At 42.8% G+C, this 24,421-nt stretch carries 22 protein-coding genes; all 22 read right to left on the reverse strand.

Annotated elements, in window-relative coordinates; translation table 11 throughout:
* Nucleotides 1-6: 6 nt before the first annotated feature.
* The gene (gene rng / locus OCV39_RS12735) at nucleotides 7-1,476 is read right to left on the reverse strand and encodes a ribonuclease G (protein WP_261888578.1); all 1,470 of its coding nucleotides are present in this window, start codon (nucleotides 1,474-1,476) and stop codon (nucleotides 7-9) included.
* A 20-nt stretch (nucleotides 1,477-1,496) separates the two neighbouring features.
* The gene (locus OCV39_RS12740) at nucleotides 1,497-2,066 is read right to left on the reverse strand and encodes a Maf family protein (protein WP_261888579.1); all 570 of its coding nucleotides are present in this window, start codon (nucleotides 2,064-2,066) and stop codon (nucleotides 1,497-1,499) included.
* Between the two features lie 4 nt (nucleotides 2,067-2,070).
* Nucleotides 2,071-2,559, reverse strand: a complete 489-nt coding sequence (gene mreD / locus OCV39_RS12745; protein ID WP_017051171.1) for a rod shape-determining protein MreD — start codon at nucleotides 2,557-2,559, stop codon at nucleotides 2,071-2,073.
* The gene (mreC, locus tag OCV39_RS12750; protein WP_017051172.1) at nucleotides 2,549-3,505 is read right to left on the reverse strand and encodes a rod shape-determining protein MreC; all 957 of its coding nucleotides are present in this window, start codon (nucleotides 3,503-3,505) and stop codon (nucleotides 2,549-2,551) included. Before mreC ends, mreD begins: the two co-directional genes overlap by 11 nt.
* Nucleotides 3,506-3,570: 65 nt before the next feature.
* A complete protein-coding gene (locus OCV39_RS12755) occupies nucleotides 3,571-4,614 on the reverse strand; it encodes a rod shape-determining protein (RefSeq protein WP_017051173.1) in 1,044 nt (347 codons plus the stop codon).
* Nucleotides 4,615-4,787: 173 nt separating this feature from the next.
* Nucleotides 4,788-9,221 (reverse strand): DUF6701 domain-containing protein, encoded by a 4,434-nt coding sequence (locus OCV39_RS12760; RefSeq protein WP_261888580.1) that lies wholly within the window; start codon nucleotides 9,219-9,221, stop codon nucleotides 4,788-4,790.
* A 3-nt stretch (nucleotides 9,222-9,224) separates the two neighbouring features.
* On the reverse strand, nucleotides 9,225-9,653 hold the full coding sequence (locus OCV39_RS12765; protein WP_261888581.1) for an MSHA biogenesis protein MshP: 429 nt from the start codon (nucleotides 9,651-9,653) through the stop codon (nucleotides 9,225-9,227).
* Entirely contained in the window at nucleotides 9,643-10,368 is a 726-nt protein-coding gene (locus OCV39_RS12770) for a PilW family protein (protein WP_261888582.1), read from the reverse strand. Before OCV39_RS12770 ends, OCV39_RS12765 begins: the two co-directional genes overlap by 11 nt.
* Complete coding sequence (locus OCV39_RS12775) at nucleotides 10,368-10,955, reverse strand: type IV pilus modification PilV family protein (RefSeq protein ID WP_261888583.1); 588 nt, start codon at nucleotides 10,953-10,955, stop codon at nucleotides 10,368-10,370. Before OCV39_RS12775 ends, OCV39_RS12770 begins: the two co-directional genes overlap by 1 nt.
* Nucleotides 10,952-11,425: a prepilin-type N-terminal cleavage/methylation domain-containing protein gene (locus OCV39_RS12780; RefSeq protein ID WP_261888584.1), complete on the reverse strand. Its 474-nt coding sequence runs from the start codon at nucleotides 11,423-11,425 to the stop codon at nucleotides 10,952-10,954. Before OCV39_RS12780 ends, OCV39_RS12775 begins: the two co-directional genes overlap by 4 nt.
* Nucleotides 11,426-11,564: 139 nt before the next feature.
* Nucleotides 11,565-12,047: a type II secretion system protein gene (locus OCV39_RS12785; protein WP_261888585.1), complete on the reverse strand. Its 483-nt coding sequence runs from the start codon at nucleotides 12,045-12,047 to the stop codon at nucleotides 11,565-11,567.
* Nucleotides 12,048-12,082: 35 nt separating this feature from the next.
* Complete coding sequence (locus OCV39_RS12790) at nucleotides 12,083-12,658, reverse strand: prepilin-type N-terminal cleavage/methylation domain-containing protein (RefSeq protein WP_261888586.1); 576 nt, start codon at nucleotides 12,656-12,658, stop codon at nucleotides 12,083-12,085.
* 79 nt (nucleotides 12,659-12,737) lie between these two features.
* The gene (locus OCV39_RS12795; RefSeq protein WP_113799599.1) at nucleotides 12,738-13,196 is read right to left on the reverse strand and encodes an MSHA biogenesis protein MshF; all 459 of its coding nucleotides are present in this window, start codon (nucleotides 13,194-13,196) and stop codon (nucleotides 12,738-12,740) included.
* 1 nt (nucleotide 13,197) lies between these two features.
* Entirely contained in the window at nucleotides 13,198-14,421 is a 1,224-nt protein-coding gene (locus OCV39_RS12800) for a type II secretion system F family protein (protein ID WP_017051182.1), read from the reverse strand.
* A gap of 8 nt (nucleotides 14,422-14,429) precedes the next feature.
* Entirely contained in the window at nucleotides 14,430-16,154 is a 1,725-nt protein-coding gene (locus OCV39_RS12805) for a GspE/PulE family protein (RefSeq protein ID WP_113799602.1), read from the reverse strand.
* On the reverse strand, nucleotides 16,144-17,322 hold the full coding sequence (locus OCV39_RS12810; RefSeq protein WP_171756252.1) for a tetratricopeptide repeat protein: 1,179 nt from the start codon (nucleotides 17,320-17,322) through the stop codon (nucleotides 16,144-16,146). Before OCV39_RS12810 ends, OCV39_RS12805 begins: the two co-directional genes overlap by 11 nt.
* On the reverse strand, nucleotides 17,319-18,164 hold the full coding sequence (locus tag OCV39_RS12815; RefSeq protein ID WP_017051185.1) for an ExeA family protein: 846 nt from the start codon (nucleotides 18,162-18,164) through the stop codon (nucleotides 17,319-17,321). The genes OCV39_RS12810 and OCV39_RS12815 overlap by 4 nt, the downstream gene beginning before the upstream one ends.
* An 18-nt stretch (nucleotides 18,165-18,182) precedes the next feature.
* On the reverse strand, nucleotides 18,183-19,832 hold the full coding sequence (gene mshL / locus OCV39_RS12820; protein WP_113799646.1) for a pilus (MSHA type) biogenesis protein MshL: 1,650 nt from the start codon (nucleotides 19,830-19,832) through the stop codon (nucleotides 18,183-18,185).
* 35 nt (nucleotides 19,833-19,867) lie between these two features.
* Entirely contained in the window at nucleotides 19,868-20,194 is a 327-nt protein-coding gene (locus tag OCV39_RS12825) for an MSHA biogenesis protein MshK (protein ID WP_261888587.1), read from the reverse strand.
* The gene (gene pilO, locus OCV39_RS12830; protein ID WP_136994218.1) at nucleotides 20,187-20,807 is read right to left on the reverse strand and encodes a type 4a pilus biogenesis protein PilO; all 621 of its coding nucleotides are present in this window, start codon (nucleotides 20,805-20,807) and stop codon (nucleotides 20,187-20,189) included. The genes OCV39_RS12825 and pilO overlap by 8 nt, the downstream gene beginning before the upstream one ends.
* Before the next feature lie 35 nt (nucleotides 20,808-20,842).
* Nucleotides 20,843-22,285, reverse strand: coding sequence for an MSHA biogenesis protein MshI (locus tag OCV39_RS12835; protein ID WP_261888588.1), 1,443 nt, complete (start codon nucleotides 22,283-22,285; stop codon nucleotides 20,843-20,845).
* Between the two features lie 11 nt (nucleotides 22,286-22,296).
* Nucleotides 22,297-24,291, reverse strand: coding sequence for an RNase E specificity factor CsrD (csrD, locus tag OCV39_RS12840; protein ID WP_113799615.1), 1,995 nt, complete (start codon nucleotides 24,289-24,291; stop codon nucleotides 22,297-22,299).
* Between the last annotated feature and the right edge of the window lie 130 nt (nucleotides 24,292-24,421).

The following is a 24,421-nucleotide window of genomic DNA, read 5'->3' on the forward strand; positions in this document are numbered from 1 at the left end:
CTCTCATTACATCATAACAACATCGAATTGTTCTTGAATATACAGTGACTCAGCTTGAATGCGGACTTGCTTACCAATGAAGACTTCCAACTCAGCTAAAGCGTGTGATTCGTCACCTTCCAACGTTTCAGCGACGGCAGGTGAAGCATAAACCACAAATTTATCTGCATCATAAGCACGATTTACTCGCGTTATTTCACGTAAAATTTCAAAGCAGACAGTCTCGACAGTTTTCACCGAACCGCGCCCTTCACAAGTAGGACAACTCGAACAAAGAATATGCTCAATGCTTTCTCGAGTTCGTTTGCGGGTCATTTCAACCAAACCAAGTTGAGTAAAGCCGTTTATATTGGTTTTAACGCGATCTTTACTTAATGCCAACTCTAATGAATTCAATACTCGCTTACGGTGCTCTTCTGACATCATATCGATAAAATCAATAATAATGATCCCACCAAGGTTACGCAGACGCAATTGACGAGCAATCGCTTGAGTCGCTTCAACGTTAGTATTGAAAATCGTTTCTTCTAAGTTTCGACGACCAACAAATGCCCCCGTATTAATATCGACGGTAGTCATCGCTTCAGTTTGATCGATAATCAAATAACCGCCGGATTTAAGTTCCACTTTTCGGTCCAGTGAACGCTGAATTTCATTCTCAGTGTCATGCATATCAAAAATAGGCTTGTCACCTTCATACAGCTCTAATTTCGACGTTAGCTCAGGTACATACTCAGAAGTAAATTCTTTTAAGTATTCAAACTCTTGACGAGAATCGATTTGAATTTTGTCCAGTTCAGTGCCAACAAAATCACGTAAGATTCGTTGTGCTAAACCAAGCTCTCCATAAAGTGTAGTACGAGTTTTATATTTTGATTTACGTTCAATGATCTTCTGCCACAAACGTTTCAAAAACGCAGCGTCTTGAGACAGTTCTTTCGCATCTGCCCCTTCCGCAGCGGTGCGGATAATGAAACCACCGTGCTCATCACAGTAACGTGATACGACTTTTTTCAATCGACCACGCTCTGATTCACTTTCAATACGCTGAGAGACGCCAACATGGCTCGCCCCCGGCATAAAGACAAGGTAACGAGAAGGTAAGGTAATATCGGTAGTAAGACGAGCGCCTTTAGTGCCAAGTGGGTCTTTCACCACCTGAACAACGATATCTTGGCCTTGGCGAACTAATTCAGAAATATCACGAACTTGGAACTGTTTTTTCTCATTTTCAGCGACGCATTCAGTATGCGGAACAATATCTGAAGCGTGCAAAAACGCCGCCTTTTCAAGGCCGATATCAACAAAAGCAGCCTGCATTCCTGGTAGAACACGGCTTACTTTGCCTTTATATATGTTTCCAACAATCCCGCGACGAGCATCGCGTTCAACATGGACTTCTTGAAGAACTCCACCTTCTATCATGGCCACTCGAGTTTCACTCGGGGTCACATTTAATAGCAACTCAGCACTCATGAAGCGCACCTCAATGTAATTTATAAGAATTCGTGCAAGAGCTGGTCTGTTTCAAATAAAGGTAAACCGACAACGGCGTAATAACTTCCTTCTATACGGGTGACAAATCGCCCCCCTAAACCTTGTATTCCGTAACTTCCAGCTTTATCGCATGGTTCCCCTGACAACCAATATTGTTCTATTTCGTATTCAGTTAGGGGCTTGAACCATACATCAGTAGTCACCACTACTGACGATTGTTTAGTGTCTGTTACCACGCTAACCGCTGTCATCACTTGATGGCGTTTAGCCGATAGTTTTAGCAACATGGATCTAGAATCAGAATAATCAACTGGCTTTTCTAATACTTGATTATTACAAACAACCACAGTATCAGAACCAATCACGATTGAGTCCGGAGCAGATAAACTTAACCCTGCCCGAGCTTTATCTTGAGACAAACGAAGAACATATTCGTATGGGCTTTCATGAGCTTGCTTCTCTTCTTTTATGTCCGCATTCACAATGCTGAACTGATAGCCAAGTTGCTCAAGTAGCTCTTTACGTCTTGGAGAGCCTGATGCTAGTACTAGGTTTATTTCATTGTGCATTAAGCTATCTCACGTGCCACTGACGACGAATTCGTCTCATTAGTAAAAACATCCATGGCCAAAGTATACAGTTAATCATACCTGCCCACAGAGATAATGGGTTAAACACGACATCTTGGATCAAATATTCACCAAAGAAGATCAATACTTGCATTAGAATCGTTAATAAACCGATGATTATGGCCTGTTGCCACAATGCCATATTCCTAATGACAAGAAAGTTCAATGCAATGATGTAGATGATGAGCGACATCATCATCCCTCGGATACCTAATGTCGATCCAATCAATAAATCCCAAAGTAGCCCTAAAACTAACGCGGTACCAACATTGACTCTATGTGGCAATGCGAGCACCCAATAACACGTCACAAGTAATAACCAAGATGGGCGTAATAAATCTAGGAGCCCAGGCCATGGAATAGTTTGTAGCACTAACGCAAAGATGAAAGAGGTACCAATCACGATTTTGCTTCTTAATACACTATTCGCCATTTTTAGCCTCTACTTTTACATCATCTTTCTTTGCTTTATCTTTCGCTATTGCGGCTTCATCTTCATGCTTAACCTGCTCCTTCGCCATACTTTCTGGGGCAGATTGCTGAACTTGAAGACGGCGCTCTTCATTCGGCCAAATCAAGAGTAAATACCTTAAGCGATCAAATTCAACTACAGGCTCGGCGGTAATGGCCGCAAACTCACGACGCATATCGTGTTCAACAGATGTCACATAGGCAACAGGATACCCTTCAGGATAAACACCGCCTAAACCTGAAGTCACCAGAAAATCACCATTCTGAATGTCAGTACTGGTGGGTATATATTCAAGCTGAATTTGGTCTACTTTCCCGTTTCCAGAAGCGATCACTCGGATGTCATTACGTACCACTTGAACAGGGATGGCATTATTTGCATCAGTCAGTAGCAATACACGGCTATTATGAGCGGCAACAAACGTCACTTGACCGACAACACCTTTTTCATTCAGAACAGGTTGCCCTTCATATACACCATCAATCCGACCTTTATCGATAACGACTTGATGTCGGTAAGGAGACGTATCAACAGCCATCACTTCGGTTACAACCTTGCGCTCATCTCGAACGAAAGGAGAACCCAATAATTTCCGTAATCGCTGATTTTCTTCTTTATATTGATCCAATAAGATCAAGTCACTTTTGAGGCGCAAAACCTCTCGCTTCATTGCGTAACTATTCTCTATCAAACCTTGACGAGTATTCAAACGCTCATAGAAACCATCAAACATGACTCGCGGTAAGTTAGCTGTATATTGAATAGGGGCAACAAGGCTATTGAGGAAATAGCGGACACTTGAGAATGTGTCTAAACGACTATCAGCCAGCATAAGGCTGGCTGATAGAATTACAGCAAAAAACAAGCGCAGTTGTAGAGATGGGCCTCTACCAAAAATTGGCTTCATTTATATTTGGTCCTAGAATCTAGGTCCTAGGCACTAGAACATTTCTAGAACCTAGCACTAAACCGTTATTCTTCGCTGAACAGATCGCCACCATGCATGTCGATCATTTCTAGAGCTTTACCGCCACCAAGAGCAACACATGTTAATGGCTCTTCTGCAACGACAACTGGGATCCCAGTCTCTTCTGTTAATAAGCGATCAAGGTCTTTCAGTAGCGCACCGCCACCTGTTAGAACCATGCCATTTTCAGAGATATCAGAAGCCAGCTCAGGTGGGCATTGCTCTAACGCAACCATCACAGCTGAAACAATGCCGGATAGTGGCTCTTGCAGTGCTTCAAGAATTTCATTTGAGTTAAGTGTAAAGCTACGAGGAACACCTTCAGCAAGGTTACGACCACGCACTTCAATCTCTTCAACATCATCACCAGGATACGCTGAACCAATTTCATGCTTGATGCGTTCTGCCGTTGCTTCACCAATTAAGCTGCCGTAGTTACGACGAACATAGTTAATGATCGCTTCATCGAAACGGTCACCACCAATACGAACAGATGACGAGTACACCACACCATTCAGTGAAATTACCGCGACTTCTGTTGTACCGCCACCGATATCGATAACCATCGAACCTGTTGCTTCAGATACTCGAAGACCAGCACCAATCGCTGCGGCCATTGGCTCATCAATCAGGTAAACTTCACGAGCGCCCGCACCAAGTGCTGACTCACGAATAGCACGACGCTCAACCTGAGTTGAACCACAAGGTACACAAACCAAAACGCGCGGGCTTGGTTTAAGCACGCTATTATCGTGAACTTGTTTAATGAAGTGTTGTAGCATTTTTTCAGTTACGTAGAAGTCGGCGATCACACCATCTTTCATCGGACGAATTGCTGAAATATTACCGGGTGTACGACCTAGCATTTGCTTTGCTTCATGGCCGACAGCTGCAACACTCTTTGCTGATCCTGAACGGTCTTGACGAATTGCAACTACTGAAGGTTCATCGAGAACGATGCCTTGGCCTTTAACGTATATAAGTGTGTTGGCAGTACCTAAATCGATAGATAGGTCGTTTGAAAACATGCCACGAAGTTTTTTAAACATATTCTTCGCTCATCCTGCAAGAATTAGAAGACAAAAATTGCACTAAATGTACCAATGCCTTGCCATCACAGCAAGGCATTGAAGTATAAACATGGACAGAAACCCGCATTTTCTTACAGATTCCTAACTTAGATAGGTAAATCTAAACTTTTATCCTACCTAAACCCCCTTTATTAGTTAGTCAACCCAGGTTCATTGCGGAAAATAATCCTGTCATTACCACGATTGATGCCGAAAGTAACAACGGCAGATGGATCTTCATCACCTTTATTTCGCCAATTGTAAATTAACCAAGGTTGAATACCCGTAGACCAACTGCAAGTTACACCATCAGGATTCGCTATATTACCTTGACGCAAGAACAAACGGACTTGCTCTCGGCGACTGGTCGCTTGCCTCGCGTAGATACTTAATGACTCCCCCTTATCTACACTACCATCATCAGAAACAGGGTTTAGTGTATTCGCTAACTTAGCATCACTGACAGCAGGGGTAATCTCAGACCATTCAATATGGTTACACTGCATATTATTACTCGTATCGAAACGACTATTGCTATCTTTAGCATTGAGAACAAAGCTCCCTGCTCGCCAATATTCAATGCTGAGTGGAACCCTTACCGAGTAACCCTGATTTCCACCTACATCTTGCAATCTCATCCGGCCATAACGCACATCGGGTTGTGCTGCTAACAACTGACTGGCCACTTTAGATATCGTCCCATCTGTACCTGTAACCTTAAATAACGTTGGATCTGTATGATTACTGCTTCCATCTCCTGAGCTGTCTAATGACAGACTAAGTTCAGTGGTGGTCTTCACATCTCCTACCCATGTTGAATTGTATGGACCATCTGGTGTGGTAATGTTGGCTCCCGCTCCAATTCGATTCCACTTAGCATCAGTCCATGAGCGACTCCATATACCTGTTTTATTACCCCAATGACTGGCGTCTAGCTCTGAGTCTAAAATACTCACCCGATCAGATTTATCTCCTCGAAGGTAAAAACTGGCTTTCAATACTTCATCGAAACTACCGTAGTTCTTCGTTTCATCGCCAGTACTGTTATAGGCTTTAACCTCAAAAGCGACTGACTGGAAAGGTTGCCCCATATAAGTAGACCCACCTTGCTGATCAGGAGCAGTCCACGTCGATTGAGTGATATTGAAGTAATCGGGATAGAAGCGGCCAATACTCTCTTCGTCTTCCACTAAAGATGTAGACTGATAATGTGCATTAGACTTCATCTTCAATGTGCCAACTTCGTTCCAACGCAGTTCCAGAGTCTTCATTCGGTCATTCGTGCTATTTTTATCTGTAGATGCAAACTCGCCAATTAAAGGCGCCGCTAAGTTAGCTAATTTCCCACCACTCGGATAAGCGACCTCAAGAGAGGCGACATAAGGGGCGGAATGCCCTTTTGTATCCGTAAAATAGTTAAATGTTGCCGCTAGTGTACATTCATCGACACCGCTGCTATCGGAATACACGACAGGCTTGAGAGAGCCTTTGAATAACTCACCAGCTGAGATAAAAGCGCCATCAAGCGCCGTTGTCGCGCCTGGATTATCTTTTGTGGTTCCACCAGCCAGAGGTGCTTTAACATCACAAATCGCAATCTTCCAAGGGCGCGATTTAATAGTAAAGCTACCCGTCAATTTGCCACCACCATCGATTGGGCAACCTGATAATCCGGTACAGTCAAATTTATCATCTGTCAGCGTGACCAAGAACTCTCCAGATTCCGATATTTTAAGCGTATCTTCCCGAGCCCCTTTATCTCCTGAAGTAAAGACTGGCGCATAAGTCAACACACCTTTCTTCGCTAACGTTGGATCCGGTTTTTTGACTTCATAGCTAATGCTTGGTGTCCCGCTATACGTTTCAACTTTAGTTTTACCAGTATCACTGCAAGCAAGAACTGTCGTAGTCACGTCATTATCTTTACCCGCGATAACCGTTTGGTCTAGTACTTCAAACTTAAATGGTACGAACTTAAACTGACTTTTAACGCTCTGACTCGTATCGTCGTCCATCGTCACGCTTAAGTTATAATTCGTCGACAAGCTAATATTACTCGTATTTTTCGGTGTCACTTTTAATTTAAGAACGCCAGAACTGTTTGATGTGAAGTTTGGGTATCTGCCAGAACCAAAACCAGGCTCTGCCGTCACATTAAATCGATTAGCATTTGGATCAACCTCAACGGTGACAGGGAGGCTTTCGGTTTCATCATTGTTGGTCGTGTTAATGGTAAACACGGGCACATCATCACACATTAGCGCAATATCTGTCTCTGGCGTCATTGTGACTTTGTAGTCATCAAACGGTTTGAAGCACTTATTGTCCGTGGCAATAATTTGAGCGTCATTATGCATGTCGATAGACCGTGCAGTAACCGCACCATTAACCGTCGCTTCGTTACTTAATGACACTGCAACTTCACTATATAGCAGCCCTGTAAATTCAGTGCGGGAGTTAAAGTCGACCTGACTACCTGTATATGAGTGCACAAATACCTGTAGTGAGCCTGAACCTGTCTCTTCAAATTTACTCGGACTTGCATCCCTTTCAATTCGGCTACTTAAATTGAGTTGCTGTACATGAATAAGTACCTCTTCCCCATCCGGTATTTCTATCACCCCACCATTATTGATATCGATTTTTTTAACCCAATAGACACCGGATTTAAAAATGGCTTTTGAGCCGCGACCAACAGCGAGTGAGCCAATGACTTCATTATTTTTAAAGACGCGAGGTGAGGGTTCATCCCACAGTGAGATATTTTCGAGAGCTGGATTGGTTGGAATTTGAAAACTCTCTAATTCAGGCTTTTCAACCATAAGCCCTGATGAGCCAACGCAGGCCTTTCCATCACAAGCTATGCCCTGGTTGGTTCCGGTAATATCCGCCTGATAAAATCCAACATTACGATTACCACTCGTCACCGGAGCGCCAATTATTTTCGCGTTATTATCTAACAATAGAGACGCTGATGAGTTGCCATTCCATGTTTGGGCTGGAGAAGGAAATAGATTACATACAGCTTGAGCTGGTGGCTTCTCAAACATGAAGAATGAAGCGACTTCTTGCTTGTGTCTTCGTTCTACGCCAGATTTAGTATTACTATCATCCATATCCTCTTCAACAATAAAGGCTACTTTATCTTTTTTTACGTCACATCGGCGTAACCACCCTCCATCTTCACCATCTCGTGAGTTTTTGGTTCCCACCAATGTAGGTACCGAATCAAAAGAGGTAGTATCCGGAAAGTTGGTATAAATTGCACAGCCATCAACGATGGGTTGCACCACTTTTTCAGTAAACCCAGTGGTATTTAACGTCGTCGCACTCCCTAACCAAAATTTTAATCCCGAAACATAGCCCTGGCCAAGACCTGCAACAAACGCTACTTTTTCGTCAATGGAGATATCACTATTTGAGCCCACCTCTGAACGCTCAAGAAATAAATTAAACGAATTTTTTGTGACACTCTCAGCCGCACCAGTGATCCAACGAGGCTCGCCATCCGCTAATTTGTTATTTAGAGTTTGGACCTCAACTAAAACTCCGGGTTTCTCTGACACGCTCCCCTGGAAAGGGTTCGGTGCTCCAAAGTCAGTATAGTTAATTAGTTTTTTGTTACAGCCGTTCTTTTTGCCACAAGCAGTATTTGTATTCACACTACCCGCAACGATTCGCGAACCATTACTTAAATCGAGAACCCCGGGTTCAATTACAAAGTAATCTATATTCTGCATGGGTGCAGGAACAAAATTGACCGATGAACTTGCTTTCCTATGGGGTGCTATTTTTTGAGAGATAACAGCTTGAGAATTTGTGACATCATGCACTCGAAGAGTAGATGGATACTCCGTGGTTTTTGTATCTTTGTTTGATAATGATGCATCAATCGTCGGCATCACAAAAACCAATGGCGTTTCACCTGTATAGGTTTTATCAAATGTCAGTACGCAGGTAACTGTCGCATTATCGTGGTCATTGCTGCCATCGCCATTGTGATCGTGCTCGGTTCCAGCCAAAGAGTTAAGCGTACAGGCTGATGAGTCAATTGTGCCAAATTCAAATTTCGGGCTAGTGTTGATTGGAGGAAGAGGGGGGGAAGGAGGGGTAACGTCACCGTCAGCACAACTCACCTCCGAATTATCGCCACTGACATTCAACTCTCCGTTCCCACCCTCGACGGTTATTGCAGCAAAGCTCTGGTACTTAAATCCAGAGCCAGAGTCAAGTTTGTAGGACAAATTTCCGCTTTTACCATTACTTGATGTGGGAGTGTATGTCAAAAGTACACGTTGGCCCGGTGTTACGTCATTATCTTGTATTGCTGCAGCAACTACACTTGACCAAAGAATGACTGGCGGTTTATTTGAGCTTAGTGTTACAGTGACCGGATTAGGGTTCGGAACCGTGAACGTAATAGAAAAACCATCCTGACGCTTCAAATCTGAACAGTTCTCTAGGGAGAAGTCACCGGAAGCACTAGCAAAGAAACTAAAAAAGCAAGACAGAGCGATCCCGAGCCACTTAATCTTTCCAGCCAACTCTAGAGTTTTCTTCTTTAAATACGAATACAGAAACGACATACCCTACTCCTTAACCCAAACTTCTTGCGAACGCTGAACTTGTAATTTCCCACTACCACATATAGCAGTGGCTTCCACTCTGTAAAAAACCTGACCATCCAGCTCACCTTCGTTGTTGCAAGTTAATTTAGGAGAAGAACATGGCATATCTACTGACAAACTAGGTGAACTGCCACTGACCGTTGTAGTGCACATTGCTTGAAAAGCAGAAGAGGTAGCTATCTCTGGAATCGGGTATAACTGAGTTAGCGCCCATTCGTTAGCGGAATGCGCCAATAACCATGCTTGCGTGCCGAGATGCTCACGGGTTTGATTATCACTGTTGGACCAATTCACGCGCGTCAGTGACGAGGCGAGAAAACCCATCACAACGATCACAAAAATAACGACCACTAATACGCTACCTGACTGTCTTGATTTTTTATGGGACATTGAGCACCTGCACATCTTGTTTGTAAGCACTCTGCTCACCATCTTGTTCGAACAATAAATCGATATAAACTAACCCGCCACGTTGTAATGTCGGCTCTTTATATTTAAATCCGCTAGAAAAATTGACATTATCAGCCACTTGAACACCATTACGAACAATAGAACGTCCGGTGAGTGACATGCAGTAATTTACACGCTCATTGGTATCAACAATATAGAAGCGATTACTAATTGAAGAGCTGTGCAATGTAGCTGTCGCACCCGCTAGAGTATAGATGTTATCTGTCGCGGTTTGGCCTGAGACATCAATAGACGTATTTTCGCCAAACAGGTCCGCTCGACGAGTAGGGTTGATTGCTAGACGCAAATTTTCAGTTAAGGTATGGTTTTCTGCAAGGTCAGAATTACCAATTAGAAACTGAATATCATCGCCAATTTTGGCATAAAAACCGGAATACTTAATCGGGTAAAAAGAGAGGCATTTTAGATCAGCAATCGTTGTAGGTACTTCAAACGAGTTAGGCACTGCATGACGAAATTCTCGAGAAAGCTTTTCAATCACAAACTGAGCTTGAGTTTGCATTCTTTGGCGATCAATCGAGTCGGCATAACCTTTGGTACCTAACTCAACAAAGCCAGCAATGCCAAGTACAATGATCCCACCGACTACCATCGTCAATACCATTTCGATAAGAGTAAAACCACGATTTTTCATCAGTAGTTCCCCTTATAAGCAACGAGTGGATAACTGCCATACTGCCCAGCAGTCACGGATATCTCTATTCGTTTTAAAACACCAATGCCGCCATCGTTGTTACCATCCATATTGGCGTCATAGAAAGCATCAACTTCAACACGGAAGTTGGGGTAATCACTATTCACTGAACTACCAAAAACATCAGCTAATGGATGTGTTGTAGACGAGATACAGTCGGCTTGAGTGTTATCGGTATACCAGCATCCAATGTAGTCATCAACATCATTGAAGTTTCCAGCATTTGTTTCGCCACTATCACTCCCCAATGTTGTTGTACATGTTAATCCTTCACTACCAGAACCATCACAACGGCGAACGCCCCCGTCATAATCACTATTATGATCAAAATTACGGGCGAGGATTTGACTCATAAAGCTTTGCCCTAACGCAATCGCACGAGTTTGATAGTGAGGAGCGGCTGAATCACGAATGTTAGGAAATAACAGGCTGGTTAAACTCACCATTGCAATGCCAAGGATCACAATGGCAATAATACTTTCAATGAGCGTCATACCGCGCTGCTGGTTCTTCAATAACAAACTCATGAACACGTACCTCTGCTCACGTAACCTTGGCTATTAATACACACGGAGGTGGTTTCACTGCTGTTAGTAAGATTAATCGACACCCCTGCACTTGCAGCATTTAACGGATTACCGAGCAGATCAAAATCAATAGGAGAAGTCGTTGAAGTGACGGTAACTCCATCAATACGCATAACGTCACCACGTTCATTGGCTTCTGCTGGTGAGCTTGCAGCAACGCAGCCTTCAGTCGAGCCAATACAGCCATCATTGGCGGTAAGTTGAAAACTCGTATTTGCGGAGCTGACATTCGATTGCATGCGATATACCTGCAATTGACGAATAATTGAAATGGCTTGCTCTTGCGCGGCGTAAGTAGAAAAGCTACCAACCCCAACATAACGACTGGCGGCATAAGAGGAAACTATCCCGATCAGAATAATCACCACGATAAGTTCAATCAATGTAAACCCCAATCGATTCCCACGCATAACTCAGCCTTTTGAAGTAACTTACTGACTAGTATATAGGAAAGCGATAAAGATGTGAGCGCTATACAGCACTTTGTGTCGAATTTTGAGAAGGCAAAAAAAAGACCAGCCGAGGCTGGTCTTTAGTAACACGATATAATTAGTCAGCTGTACAATTTGCAGCACCGTCAACAGTTGCAACCGTTGCTGCAACTGTTGCACTTGTTGCTTCAGAGTAACGAACACAACTTCCGGTATAGTTAGCTATACCGTAAACAATTGTTGCATTTGTCCCAACAGTTCCAGTAGTACTTAGCTCTACAAATTCACCAGATTGCTCAATCGTAGCCCCAACGCCTGCCGATGTCGCAATTGGGTAACCAAAAGAATGAACAATCCCATTAATCGTAGTATTACCAGCACTAGCAGCTACATACTGTTGAGTTTCAATACCATTGATTGCAGCTTTACCGTAAGAAATCCCCATAGCACCAGCAACAGCGCCACGGAACCCTTCAAGTGTAGCATCACGCGCATCATCTTGTAGGTTCAAGAAACGTGGCGCAGCGGTTACCGCTAAAATGCCTAGAATTACAATTACAACCACTAATTCAATTAGGGTGAAACCGCCTTGTTTTTTCATAGTTACTTCTCTCTATGTTGGTTAAAGTTGCAGGGCTACTGCAAAGTTACGGTCACACGACCAGTTTTAATTTCGTACATAAAATTGTGCGCTGTACTGCCCTCTAATTGGGTGTAAGTGCACGTCGAATTCGTATTATCAGCCTTTGCTGAGTATTTATTGTTTGAATCATCTGCCGCGGTGCTTGATTTCGCTACCTTTGGTGGATTCTGCAAAAGATTTTCCATTAAATCGACACAAGCTTGATCATCCACGCTTGTTGGGTAAGAACTAGAATCCGTGTTAATACCATAAGGGTATCCATCACGAAAATCGGTGCTCACTCCGCTGTTGCTTTTTGAACGTGTTAGCCAAAAATCAACGCCGTCATAATCGACAGTATTATAGCGTTCATTGCCAATGGTTGCAGATGGGCGAGCTTCCGCTTCCCATTGCGCACGAGCAGAAAGGACACCAGTGGCAAAGCCGCCCGCAATGCCCTCAATGCTGGCTTTTTTTGCTTCATCTGTCACATCGAGAAAACGAGGTAAAGCTGCGGCTGCTAGCAGACCGACAACAACAATAACAACCACTAATTCAACTAAAGAGAAACCCATCTGTTTCTTGTACATTTTTAACTCACTTCTGTTATCGGTATTGCATATTATACATCGTTCAATTAAGGATGAACATCGGCTTGGAGTCAAAAAATCATAATGACAAAAATTCGACATTCACACTAAAGCGTTCATTTTTTAGCTGTAGGATAATACTCATGTTACTCACATAGCGATATTGGCAGCGGTAACCATTCTGTTCTTTATAAATATTACTTTCTGCGTCATCTATCCCAAGCAATTGTTGTTCCGGATAAAGCAAGTCTAACCAATAAGCACAATCAAGTTTTCCATTCTGAATAGGCAATGCCCAACCAGACTCGCTAAACGTAAGCTCATGACGATTAATGGTTAACTTTTCGAGTTGCCCTTTTAGTAGCCACTCTTGTTTATAATAATTCGCCCTTTCGAGTATTCGTTTACTTGCCAAAAATAGAGCGGTATTTTCTGCTTCTTCTTCTACAGGCTTCCAAGCAATCAAAAAACTCATCACGATAATGATAATGGCCAGTAGCCAAATCACAAATCGAGACCGTTGTTCATTATTGGTCATGCTAACCTTTCACCACGTCAAGCATTCCCCACATTGGCAGGAAGATACCAAGAGCAAGCACTAACACCATGCCAGCAACAACCACTAAGAGAATGGGTTCGATTCTGGCGGTTAATGTTTTTAAATCATAATCAACTTCGCGATCATAAAAATCTGCTACTTCTAACAATAGCTCATCAATACGACCTGTTTCTTCGCCTACGCTCACCATTTGAATAACCAGTGGTGTAAAAATCCCTGAATTAATGGCTGTCGAAGAGATGGTACTACCCGCTTCAATTGCTGCTTTCATTTCTAGAATTCTTAGCTCTAAATATCGATTACCCAAGGCTTCTGCCGCTAAGGCTAAAGATTGGTTTAGAGGCACACCTGCTTGCAACATCAAGGCGAAGGTACGTGAAAAACGAGAGAGTTGTGCCCGATTAATCACACCACCAACGACAGGGGTTTTTAAGCGCATTCGGTCCCATCGCTCTCGGCCACTATCAGTATTCACCCAAGTTTTAAAAGCAAAGATCATTCCAAGCAACAAACCAATCATCGCCCCCCAATAGTTCACAAAAAAGTCGGACATGCCGATAAGAATTCGCGTCGGCAAAGGCAGTTCAACACCGAATTTACTGAACATGCTGGTAAATTGTGGGATCACTTTCACGTTCAATATAAACAGCGCTACCATAATGAAGCTGATCACAAACGTTGGATAACGCATCGCTGTTTTAATTCTTTTCCGAGTCTCTACTTCTTGCTCGTAATAGCCCGCAAGTTGAAGCAAAGCTTGGTCTAAACGACCGGTATTCTCACCAACGTTAACCATAGAGACAAACAGTGAACTAAACACTTTCGGGTGCATCTGCATTGAAGCCGATAAACCACGCCCATTGGTCAGTTCTGCGGTCACCTCTTCAAGCGCATCTTGTAACTGTTTATTAGAACAGTTTTGGCTTAGTCCCTTCATGGAACGTAGGAGTGGAACCCCTGCTTTGGTTAAGCTATACAGCTGACGACAAAAGATAACTAAAACTTCTAATGGAACCGGTTTTCCCATAAGCACAGAGAGATCAACATTAAGGGAACCGCCCCCCTCTTTAGCTGGTTGGATCGATGTAGGGATGACCCCTTTATTCATCAAAACATCCGCCGCAAGCTCTTCTGTTGATGCGTCAACTTTACCTGAGGCTTTACTCCCATCTAAGTTTCGACCTTGATAACGATATGTAGCCATATTTTTTCCTAAATCAAGATAGCATCAGCCATACCTGATGCGTCACCTTCACCAAGGTTCATGACTTCATCAAGGCTGACTGTACCTTCTATCGCCAACTCCATTGCAGAGGCGAGTAAAGGTTTATAGTTTTTAGAAGCTCGTGCCGCTTTAGAGAAAGCAACCGCATCGCTTGAGCGTAAGCTATCCATCATATGTTGCTCTAACTCAAGCATTTCAAAAACACCAATACGACCACGGTAGCCTGTCAGGTTACAGTTTTGACAGCCACGACCTTTAGTAAACGTCTGATGAACTTGGTTAGGAAAACGGACGCTGAGCCACTGTTTTCTTGCCTCATCAATTTGGTCGTCTACTTTGCAGTCTGGGCACACTTTTCTGATCAAACGTTGTGCAACAACAGCACGAACTGCACTGGCAACAAGGTAACCCGGAGCTCCCATATCCATCATACGTAAGGCGCTATCAATCGCATCATTGGTATGGAGCGTACTCAGCACTAAGTGACCGGTTAAGGCTGCTCGCAGACCAATTTCAACCGTCTCGTGGTCACGCATCTCACCAATTAGAATGATATCGGGATCTTGACGTAAAAAAGTTCGAAGTACGGTAGAGAAGTTCAAATTGATCTTACTGTTCACTTGAACTTGGTTGATCCTCGGAAGACGATATTCAACCGGATCTTCGGCTGTAATGATTTTCTTGCCTGGAACATTCAGCTCAGACAGTGCGCCATATAACGTTGTCGTTTTACCTGAACCCGTCGGGCCTGTTACTAAAATCATGCCATGTGGCCGACGCAGTTGATCCCGCAAACGAGCCAGAAGATCGGCCGGTAAACCAGACTCCTCTAACTTACGTAAACCAGAGGTTTGGTTAAGCAAACGCATTACCACTGATTCACCATACTGAACGGGCATCGTCGACATACGGATATCTACCGATTGGCCTTTCACTCGGATATTAAAACGGCCATCTTGTGGTAATCGTTTCTCCGAAATATCTAAGTTCGCCATCAGTTTTAAACGAAGCACCAACGCTGATGCGATATTCACTTCATTTAATAAAGTTTCATGGAGCACACCATCAATACGTTGACGCAGGCGCAGTACGTTAGAGTCTGGCTCAATGTGTATATCTGACGCCCCAACTTGAATCGCATCTTCAAACAGCGAGTTAATTAGTTTAACAACCGTAACTTCATCACTGTCTTCATCTCCGATATCAAAATCAAAGGCTTCATTAACTTGGTGCTCAGCTTGAAGTTGTTCGGCAAAGGATGCGATATCTTTTGTTCGGCGATAGTAGCGATCAAAGCCTTCAACTAACTGCCTTTCAGGTGCTATGACAAATTCCAGCCCATACTGACCAAGTTGGTCTAATAGTGATTCTTGGGCAAACAAATCCGCAGGATCACTCATCGCAATCCGTAAAGTATCTTGGTTTCGGCCAATAACAAGTGCACGTAATCGTCGAGCATGCACTTCTGGTAGTAATTGAACTGCATCAATATCAACCGCGGCTCGACTCAAATCAATGAGCGGTAAATCAAGCTGCTGCGATAGGAACATCAACATCTGCTGTTCAGATAAGAAACCAAGTTCGATTAATGTATCACCCAGCTTTTGACCTGTGCTTCGCTGCGCTGACAGAGCTTGCTCAACTTGTTGCTCGGTAATGATCCCCTCTTCAACGAGTAAGTCACCGAGTCTTTTTCTTAACTTAATTTGCACTTGTTGACTCCTGTATTGTGCGCAGAACTTTCATGCGATCACGAACAAAATTTTGAGACTGTTTTGAAATTCCAATAAGGGATAATGCTTGTTGATATGAATTAAACGCTGAGTCAAAATCCATATTGCGCTCTTGTTGAATCGCCAAGCCTAACCACCAGCGACCATTTTCAGGGTCAAGGCCGACAAGCTGTTGATAGCTTTCTAAAGTAACTTCACTTTGCTTAGACTTTTGCCCTAACGCTGCGCGCATTGCAAGATAGCGAATACTAGGGTTTGGTGGTAAATGAATCAGCGGGCTTAATGCCACGTCAGGCTGTTTCTCTTTAATCAGCAACTTACTCAGCCCTAGACGTAGATCTTCACTATCCGGTGACAATTTTATTCCATACTGAAGTATATCATACGCTTTACGCGCATCACCTTTACCGTAATATAGGGCCGCTAATTTTTGACGAGCAACTTCATTTTTTGGCGTATAGCGCAATACTTCGGAATAGTTACTCAAAGCCCCATTCATATCGTTACTGTCTAGCGATTTTTTAGCACGACTCAGCGCATTTTGAGCCAAAGCTTCAGGAGTAAGCTCAACTTGCTCCACTACCATTGCCGATGTTGGGGCGGTTTTCACATTGGTTTCTTTCGTTGACTCATTAGCTTTAACAGCACGAGTCGGTTGAGATGACTTACGCTCAGCTATTTGGCTATTTACCAGCTGAACCTTTGCCGACTGACTCTCTACTGATTGAGGCTGATTAATTTTTGCGACATGAATAGGCTTTTGAGATGAAACGCTCACCGATTTCTTTTTCTCGTCATTGACGGGTTCGAAAATGGTCACAGCTTGAATCGTTTTTTCTGGCGTCACAGGCGTGAAATCAGACTCTTTTTTATCAGCCACTTTTTTTTCAGCTAATGTGCGAATATCACTCTCTTTCCCTGATTTAGAGTCGTCACGCAGATTAACCGTATTTTCGGAAGTCACAATCATATCGGATTGCTGAGATACCGCCCATCCACCGACAGCTAAGCTTAGAGAGAAGCCTAACGCAACCCAAACAATAGGCGATCTCGACTTCACTTTATTGACTTGAGCCTTCTCAATTGGAGCCGATAGTGATTGGTCTTTATTCGCTAACTCTGACAGCGCATTGTTCATTGCACTCATGATTTACTCCAGCCCCAAATCAATGGGTTTTTAAACTTAGGCTTAAGCACATCGAAGGTGTCATGCATCGCCGAAAATAGGTGGTGGTTCTGTGTTGAACTACTTTGATCACAACAAGCCAAGATGAGCGCTTTATGGCAGATTTGATTAATCAATCTTGGAATACCACCAGTAGAGTGCCAAACCGCTTTTTTTTGATTTAAGCTAAATAGCGATGTACTGCCTGACGACTTTTCTAAACGATGATCGATATAAGCGACCGTTTCATCAAGCGAAAGAGGTCGAAGTTTTGCACTGAATGAAATTCGTTGCCTAAACTGCCTCAGGTGGTGTTGAGATAATCGGTCATCGAATTCAGGTTGTCCAAGTAAGATCAACTGCAGTAGCTTTTTCTGTTCGGTTTCTAAATTGCCAAACAAACGTAATGTTTCAAGAGTTTCATCAGTCAGTGCTTGAGCTTCATCTATAATCGCAACCGCGCGACGACCGCTGGAGTGAATATCTATCAATTTAGTTTGGATTTCATCAACGATAGTGGCATCAGGCACTTTCTCTAGCCCTAACTCTTTTGCGACCGCTTGACGCAATTCACTACCAGTCAGAATAGGATTAGGTAAATAAATTAATGCCACATGCTCTTGCAAATGATTGACTAGCATGCGGCAAACCATGGTTTTTCCCGTTCCGACTTCACCTGTCACCTTAATGACACCTTCCCCCATCTGGACTGCCGATATTACAGTTTGAATCGCCTCATAGTGAGGCGCTAAACCATAAAACAGGTCAGTATTTGGGGTTAGGCTAAATGGCTGACAACTAAAACCAAAGTGCGCCTGATACATAATATCTCCACACAGGGGTTATTCTTCGTCAGGGAACCATTCTTGAAGTAAATCGCGTGAACGCTCTAGCTCTTTCTGCCAAGAATTAACACCGACGACTGTCGGTTTCAATAAGATCACTAACTCTGTTTTTCTAGAAATTTTTGATGTGTTGCGAAATAGGTGACCAAGAGCTGGAATATCACCTAAGAATGGAACTTGCGAGACTTGATCGACAGTGGCTGATTTCATTAAACCGCCGATAACCACAACATCACCATCACGAGCACGGATCACTGAATCTGACTCACGAATTGAACTTTTTGCTAGCGGCAGAAGAATATCGTTAAAGTCGCCACCGAGGTTAAGCACTTTATTTTCCTCTTCCACATCTATAACCGCGGGGTGTACATGCAGTAGCACATTGCCTTTATCATCAATCTGCGGCGTTACATCTAAAGATATGCCAGAAAAGAATGGCGTCAACGTGACTTCAGGTACTGCCTGAGAGTTCTCACCACTGCCCGCATTACTCGAAAGTTCGGTCACATAGTATTGATCGGTACCGACTTTAATCACCGCTTTTTGATTATTAGCCGCCGTGACTCGCGGGCTAGAAAGCACATTCAAATCACCCTGAGTGTCCATAAAGCTCAATACAGCTTCGAAGCTACCGCTAGAAACGACAATGTTTGACTGCCCACCTAACAAAGAACCAATAGAATCTAAACCAGGTAAAGCACCAGGAACAATTGAACCGGCCGCATTCTTAGTAATCGTTCCGGTACCAATACTGTAATTTGTCCCGTTTGAAGAGAACATCTTATTCCAATTGATACCTTGCTGATATCCATCACTTAATGTGACTTCTAGAACTTTAGTTTCCAGAATAACCTGACGGTGCAAACGCTGTTGTGAAATATTTAGGAACTGTCTTACTTCACGAATTTCATCAGGGTAAGCGCGAACGGTGATCACACTGGCTTGCGGTGTAACAACCACGCTTTGCCCGTCACCTGAACCGATTAATTGAGCTACGGCTTTTTCCAGCTGAGGCCAAAAATCGCTTTCACTTGTGGTTTCAATTTCAGTTCCACCACTTGTTGTTGAGCTTGAACTTGATGAATCTGAGCTTGATGAATCAGAAGAACTGCCCGAAGAACTAGAGCCATTCTCAGTAATTGAACCTGTTTTTATTGAAGTTAATGAACTACCCGCACGTTTCATTTGCAAGTAATCCACAGGGATCGTCACTGAACGCAGGCCAGCAGGAAATACTTGAAGTACCTTGCCTTGCTTTTCAACATCATAGCCATACATATCGCGAACAACGTTTAACACTTCATCCAGTGTGACATCGGTCAGGTTTACCGTAATTCGGCCATTAACGCTAGGGTGAATAGCAGCACTAAACTCTGTACCCTTAACTAAACTAGTAAAAAAGGCCTTGGCATCAACATTATCAGCTTGAATTCGGAAACGTTTTACTGGTCCGCCAATCGCTAACGCTGAGTTATTCAGATCAGGCATGAGGTCATCTTGAACAGAATCAGGCAACTCTTCCAAATTGCGACTATTAGATTCATTAATCGCTTCATTCAGCGCTTGTTTCACTTCAACAGGATCTCTATGCCCCATTGAACAGCCAGCCAATGATGCCACTACAATTCCTAATACGATTTTTCGCATATTCTCACTCAAACCTTTTTTGTTCTGATTCATATTTAGTGCTTAATATTTAGAGAGAAAAGTTCTAACTTCCAAGTTTTGCTACCACGTTGAAGAGTGACATCTTCTGCATTTACCTGCTTCACTCGGTAACCACGAATTGTATTTCCTTGAGTGACCACTTGATCATTAAGGATGGCATAGCATGGAGCCTCATCTTTACACACAATACTTTGAAGTGTCGGTAAACGATATGTGCGCACCCTCTTTTTCTTAACAACCTTATCTGCTGGTGCCATCCAACCAAGTGGAGCCGTTGGATCTTGAGCAGCAAAAGCAGATAATGAAATGCCCATAAGACATACAATGATAGATTTAACCACCGATAAACTCCTGCCTAGTCCCCAATGTGTAAACTTCTAAGATCAAACGAGCTTCTGGGTACTTCTCTACAGAGTAGTTAAAGTGTCTCCAGTAATATTTTACGGGTAAGTTTTCTAGAGCATTTAGATACTTTTCTATCGCAAAATAGTTTCCTGTCAGTTCTATCCGAACAGGATGTACAAAGTAGCCAGAGTAATGGCCTTCACTTTGATCGTTATTTTTGACAATTGGTTCAGCATTTAGTGATTCCAGCGAGATTAGCTTAAGATCTTTACCACTCACTAAAACACTTTCCAATAAATGAGACATTTGGGTTGGCGCAACTAAGCTTTCTATAATTTCAGATAATTGAAGAGAGAGCTCCTGACTTTGAACAATTAAGCTTTGATATTCTTTATCAATCTCTTGATCCGGATCTTTACTTAATTTCGCGGTTAAAACCATTAACTCACTCTCAGCAAGTTGATTGTTTTGCTTTATCTGGCGTAGCTGATTTTTTGAATTATTATAATCTTGGAGGCTAGGTTCCACTAGGAAAGTCAGAAACACAAAGAAGAAACCCACCGCGCCACACAGTAAAATCAACCACTTTTCACGCGAGCTTAACGCCATGAATTTATCGTTTAGGAGTAGCCATTGTTGCTTCACTATTTAGTGCCTCCACGAGTATGCAATTCAAATGTCACAATATCTTGTTCGTTTCTACCAATTTTAAGTTTATCAAAAGTACGTCCAACCAAATTCAATTCATGTTTGAACTGACTGATCCAGTTTGGAACCACGCTGGCATTTCTCGCGACACCTTTTAAATCTAGGGTGTTAGCATTAATGGTAATATGACTTAGTGATATATCTCGGCGACCTAATGTTGCCAGTGCGCTCATCACTCCTGAGTATCCTACTTGTTGCGATTGGTCATACTCTCCAACCGCAGATAGAGAACTTTGTTTCGCAGAAATTTCAGCTTTTAAACGATTAATAGCCGCGATTTTTTCGGGTGTCGGCACATGACGCTCAAGCTTCTTCTTAAGCTCAGTGGTTTGTTGATTGAGTTGCGCGGCTTGCTGCTGCTGCTGAGCGAGTTCAACTTCCAACGTTGAGATTTCATAGCGATAGTAGCCATATGTTCCAAGCATAATAGCGGAGATAACACACCAAGTTCCGACAACGTTAGCAAGGCTGAAATACTCTTTTTTCGGCTTGAGGTGAGTTGGATAAAGGTTTACAGAGAACCCTTTTAGCTGAGTTGCAATGCGCTCAATGATTTGGCCAGATAGCTCTTGTTCTCCCTCAATAAGGCGAGAAACCTTAGCACTTAAGCGATCATTAAGTTCTCGAGCAAGCTCCTCCTCATCTTCATCATCACAACATACTTTTAACTGATGGAGCTGAGTACCTTTCAGCTGTGATGACAAGTAGTCAATCGAACGCTGTAACTCTAAAGCTAAACCGTCAAGCTGAAGAGAACTAGAAACCGCTCCCGTTAATGGCGGAGCCACACTTCGAATCGTTCGCTGGAAACAGACCGTCTGATTAACAAAAGCACCTATCTTAAAGTTGCCTTTTTTACTTCGCTGCAAAAGCATGAAGTTTTCTAGCTCACCCGCAGAGTGTCCCCATAATTCATCTTCAGGGAGTACTGCATTGAGTGTTCCTCCTGCTGCGTTAATCAATGCAAGCAAGCGGTCCAGTAACTTTTTAGACAACACATAAGCTTGCACTTTGTTGCCAGTCGGTAGAGCAATGGCATCCGTTACAATATCGGTAACTCGCTCAGTGATAAGCTCTTTCAATAAAAATGGCAGTGCAACAGGCCATTCTTCTTTAGGAAGTTCTGGTTTTTCTATTTGATAGGTTTGATAGTGATTCGCATTAAGTACCACATTCAATGGGGCATCAGATAACTCAACTTGCTTAAGCGCTTTTTCAAATGCCCCTTCCCAATTTGAACCTTCAATTGGGATGATCGCTGATGCGGCAGAGCTTGAGCCTGCTGAGAAATAAATTGCATCAGGTTGAATGACAGCAAAGAGCTGATTTTCATTAACTGCAGCAGGTCTAAATTTTTCTAATAGGGACTTTAATTTCATATCGAATACTGTTACTTCTGTCGCCAACGATTTCGTCTACCAGGTTTAACTGTCGTGTCATTTTTAACGCTTTTAGCGGGCATTAAAGACTCTTCAACACCAACATAGCGTCCTTGTAATCCATGCACACCTAGCTCACCTAATGTTTGCCACTCTTGTTTATTTTCGACGCCAACGGCAATAACTTGAGCATTGGTGTCAGCACAAGCGCCAATCATACTTCTAACGAAGAGTTGGTTTTCATGTCTTTGATCTATTTTCTTGATAAGGCTTCGATGTAGTTTAAGGTAATCGACATTGAGATCTTTAATATAGTGAGTGCTTACAATCGTTCGACCCGCTTGGCCGACGATGATTTTACACCCTAAACCAGATAACATTTTAACAACTGGTCTCATATAATCTAAATGCTTTACGAGCCGACCTTCTGCAAACTCAAAACTCAATGAACTTCGTAACTCTGTCGGGAGTTGTAATAGCTCATATCTAAACCACTTGAAATACTGTTTATTTGAAAATGGAACTACATTCAGGTTAATAGAGTAGCATACTGGGTCCTTTGACGCTTTCAAAAAATTGACTATTGAGGTAATAACTGCTTGATCCATTTGCTGTTCATAGCCCACTAATTCGATTGCGGCAATAAAACGAGATGTCTTAATTATCCCTTTTTCAGGATCGGTGATACGGGAATAAATTTCATGATGCAGCAACTCCTGTTTACCTGAATCTGATTTTAAGAAGCAAGCTTGCTTAAATAAATGAAGATTTTCAGGTAACAAAGCTTTGTCAAACAAGGTTCTCCAACGAACACTTCCTCTCTCTTCTTCAACTTGAGTTTGCTTTTTAAATCGACTCCAGTTATTAATTCGTTGCAGTTGAGCCCCTTTTAATGCGGTTTCCGCTTCATCCATAATCTGGCTATGTCGCTCACCGTCGACGTACATAGACACGCCAATATGACACCAGTTTTCAGTTTCTAATGGCTCTGGTGGTGTAATTTTTTCTAGCTGACGAATACACTGCGATGCAACAACGGAGATCTCTTTCAGACCTTTTTGCGGAATTAATATGGCAAAATCAGCATCGTAATAACGAGAAAATATAACATCAGGGAAACGCTGGACAATATTTGAAAGTACGTTACCGACGTCAATAATAAAATTATCACATACCTCTTTTTCGTTCTCTTCAAGTACCTGCTCCCACTCCTCGATGCGAATGAGCAGCACCCCGCCACGAGCGCCACTCTCGTGCAGTGCTGATTCTAACTTACTGTCAAAAAGTACTCTATTTGCCGTTCCAGTCAGTTTGTCTAAGAAGGTTTGAGTTCGAATAAAGGTATCAAAACGACTGCGCTCTTGCCGAGCATCTTGCAACTCTTCAATTAAAACATCCAGAGCTTCGCTTGCAGTATAAGGCCACTCTTTATGGTCACCTTTTGCGTGCTCTTCCACACGACCCGCAAGGATCATTCGCCCTCTCTCTTCTAATAACTCTGATCCTACTAACTGCGCTTTCAGCCAATGAACGCCACGGATCAGACAAAATATAACTAATCCCACCGCTAAGGTAATCGACCACATCGCTTCAAATGAATAACTATGACCAAGATACGGAGGAAGCGCTTTAAAGGTAATGCTATAACCGGGGCTTCGTTTCAACTGAAATGTACGCTCATGGAGGCGATCGGCGGCAACTTGTGGGGAGGTATCCCGAAAGCGGTAAACAACACCAGCAGAAGAGGAGAGTTGCATCTCGACAATATTAGATGCTTGTAACATTTTGGGCATCCACCCCTGCATTGAATATGCAGCATCGGGTGATTCCATCTCTTTATCTACAACCTCAACAATACCTTCAAGGTAGTGATTAAGATAATCCTGACCAATACGTTTAAATGATAATGTGCCACCAATAAACAGGATGAACATTGCGCTGATCACAATGACCGTCACAAAAGCAACTAAGCGAGTACTTAACTTGAGAGTAGGGGTATACCTCATGAATACAGAATCCCTGTTTTATTCACTTATTATCAATCCACACAAATAATTATCTTAATAATATTGTAAACGATGAATTAGAAACAGAATTCGCTAACTCTCTAGAAAATGAAAAAAACCGCGACATGCG

This window comes from Vibrio cortegadensis, assembly GCF_024347395.1.
Classification (GTDB): domain Bacteria; phylum Pseudomonadota; class Gammaproteobacteria; order Enterobacterales; family Vibrionaceae; genus Vibrio; species Vibrio cortegadensis.

What these genes read in the sequence shown, in the direction of transcription:
- rng (WP_261888578.1), bottom strand. Translation starts at nt 1,476, where the DNA reads ATGAGTGCTGAGTTGCTATTAAATGTGACCCCGAGTGAAACTCGAGTG.
- OCV39_RS12740 (WP_261888579.1), bottom strand. Translation starts at nt 2,066, where the DNA reads ATGCACAATGAAATAAACCTAGTACTAGCATCAGGCTCTCCAAGACGT.
- mreD (WP_017051171.1), bottom strand. Translation starts at nt 2,559, where the DNA reads ATGGCGAATAGTGTATTAAGAAGCAAAATCGTGATTGGTACCTCTTTC.
- mreC (WP_017051172.1), bottom strand. Translation starts at nt 3,505, where the DNA reads ATGAAGCCAATTTTTGGTAGAGGCCCATCTCTACAACTGCGCTTGTTT.
- OCV39_RS12755 (WP_017051173.1), bottom strand. Translation starts at nt 4,614, where the DNA reads ATGTTTAAAAAACTTCGTGGCATGTTTTCAAACGACCTATCTATCGAT.
- OCV39_RS12760 (WP_261888580.1), bottom strand. Translation starts at nt 9,221, where the DNA reads ATGTCGTTTCTGTATTCGTATTTAAAGAAGAAAACTCTAGAGTTGGCT.
- OCV39_RS12765 (WP_261888581.1), bottom strand. Translation starts at nt 9,653, where the DNA reads ATGTCCCATAAAAAATCAAGACAGTCAGGTAGCGTATTAGTGGTCGTT.
- OCV39_RS12770 (WP_261888582.1), bottom strand. Translation starts at nt 10,368, where the DNA reads ATGAAAAATCGTGGTTTTACTCTTATCGAAATGGTATTGACGATGGTA.
- OCV39_RS12775 (WP_261888583.1), bottom strand. Translation starts at nt 10,955, where the DNA reads ATGAGTTTGTTATTGAAGAACCAGCAGCGCGGTATGACGCTCATTGAA.
- OCV39_RS12780 (WP_261888584.1), bottom strand. Translation starts at nt 11,425, where the DNA reads ATGCGTGGGAATCGATTGGGGTTTACATTGATTGAACTTATCGTGGTG.
- OCV39_RS12785 (WP_261888585.1), bottom strand. Translation starts at nt 12,047, where the DNA reads ATGAAAAAACAAGGCGGTTTCACCCTAATTGAATTAGTGGTTGTAATT.
- OCV39_RS12790 (WP_261888586.1), bottom strand. Translation starts at nt 12,658, where the DNA reads ATGTACAAGAAACAGATGGGTTTCTCTTTAGTTGAATTAGTGGTTGTT.
- OCV39_RS12795 (WP_113799599.1), bottom strand. Translation starts at nt 13,196, where the DNA reads ATGACCAATAATGAACAACGGTCTCGATTTGTGATTTGGCTACTGGCC.
- OCV39_RS12800 (WP_017051182.1), bottom strand. Translation starts at nt 14,421, where the DNA reads ATGGCTACATATCGTTATCAAGGTCGAAACTTAGATGGGAGTAAAGCC.
- OCV39_RS12810 (WP_171756252.1), bottom strand. Translation starts at nt 17,322, where the DNA reads ATGAGTGCAATGAACAATGCGCTGTCAGAGTTAGCGAATAAAGACCAA.
- OCV39_RS12815 (WP_017051185.1), bottom strand. Translation starts at nt 18,164, where the DNA reads ATGTATCAGGCGCACTTTGGTTTTAGTTGTCAGCCATTTAGCCTAACC.
- mshL (WP_113799646.1), bottom strand. Translation starts at nt 19,832, where the DNA reads ATGCGAAAAATCGTATTAGGAATTGTAGTGGCATCATTGGCTGGCTGT.
- pilO (WP_136994218.1), bottom strand. Translation starts at nt 20,807, where the DNA reads ATGGCGTTAAGCTCGCGTGAAAAGTGGTTGATTTTACTGTGTGGCGCG.
- OCV39_RS12835 (WP_261888588.1), bottom strand. Translation starts at nt 22,285, where the DNA reads ATGAAATTAAAGTCCCTATTAGAAAAATTTAGACCTGCTGCAGTTAAT.
- csrD (WP_113799615.1), bottom strand. Translation starts at nt 24,291, where the DNA reads ATGAGGTATACCCCTACTCTCAAGTTAAGTACTCGCTTAGTTGCTTTT.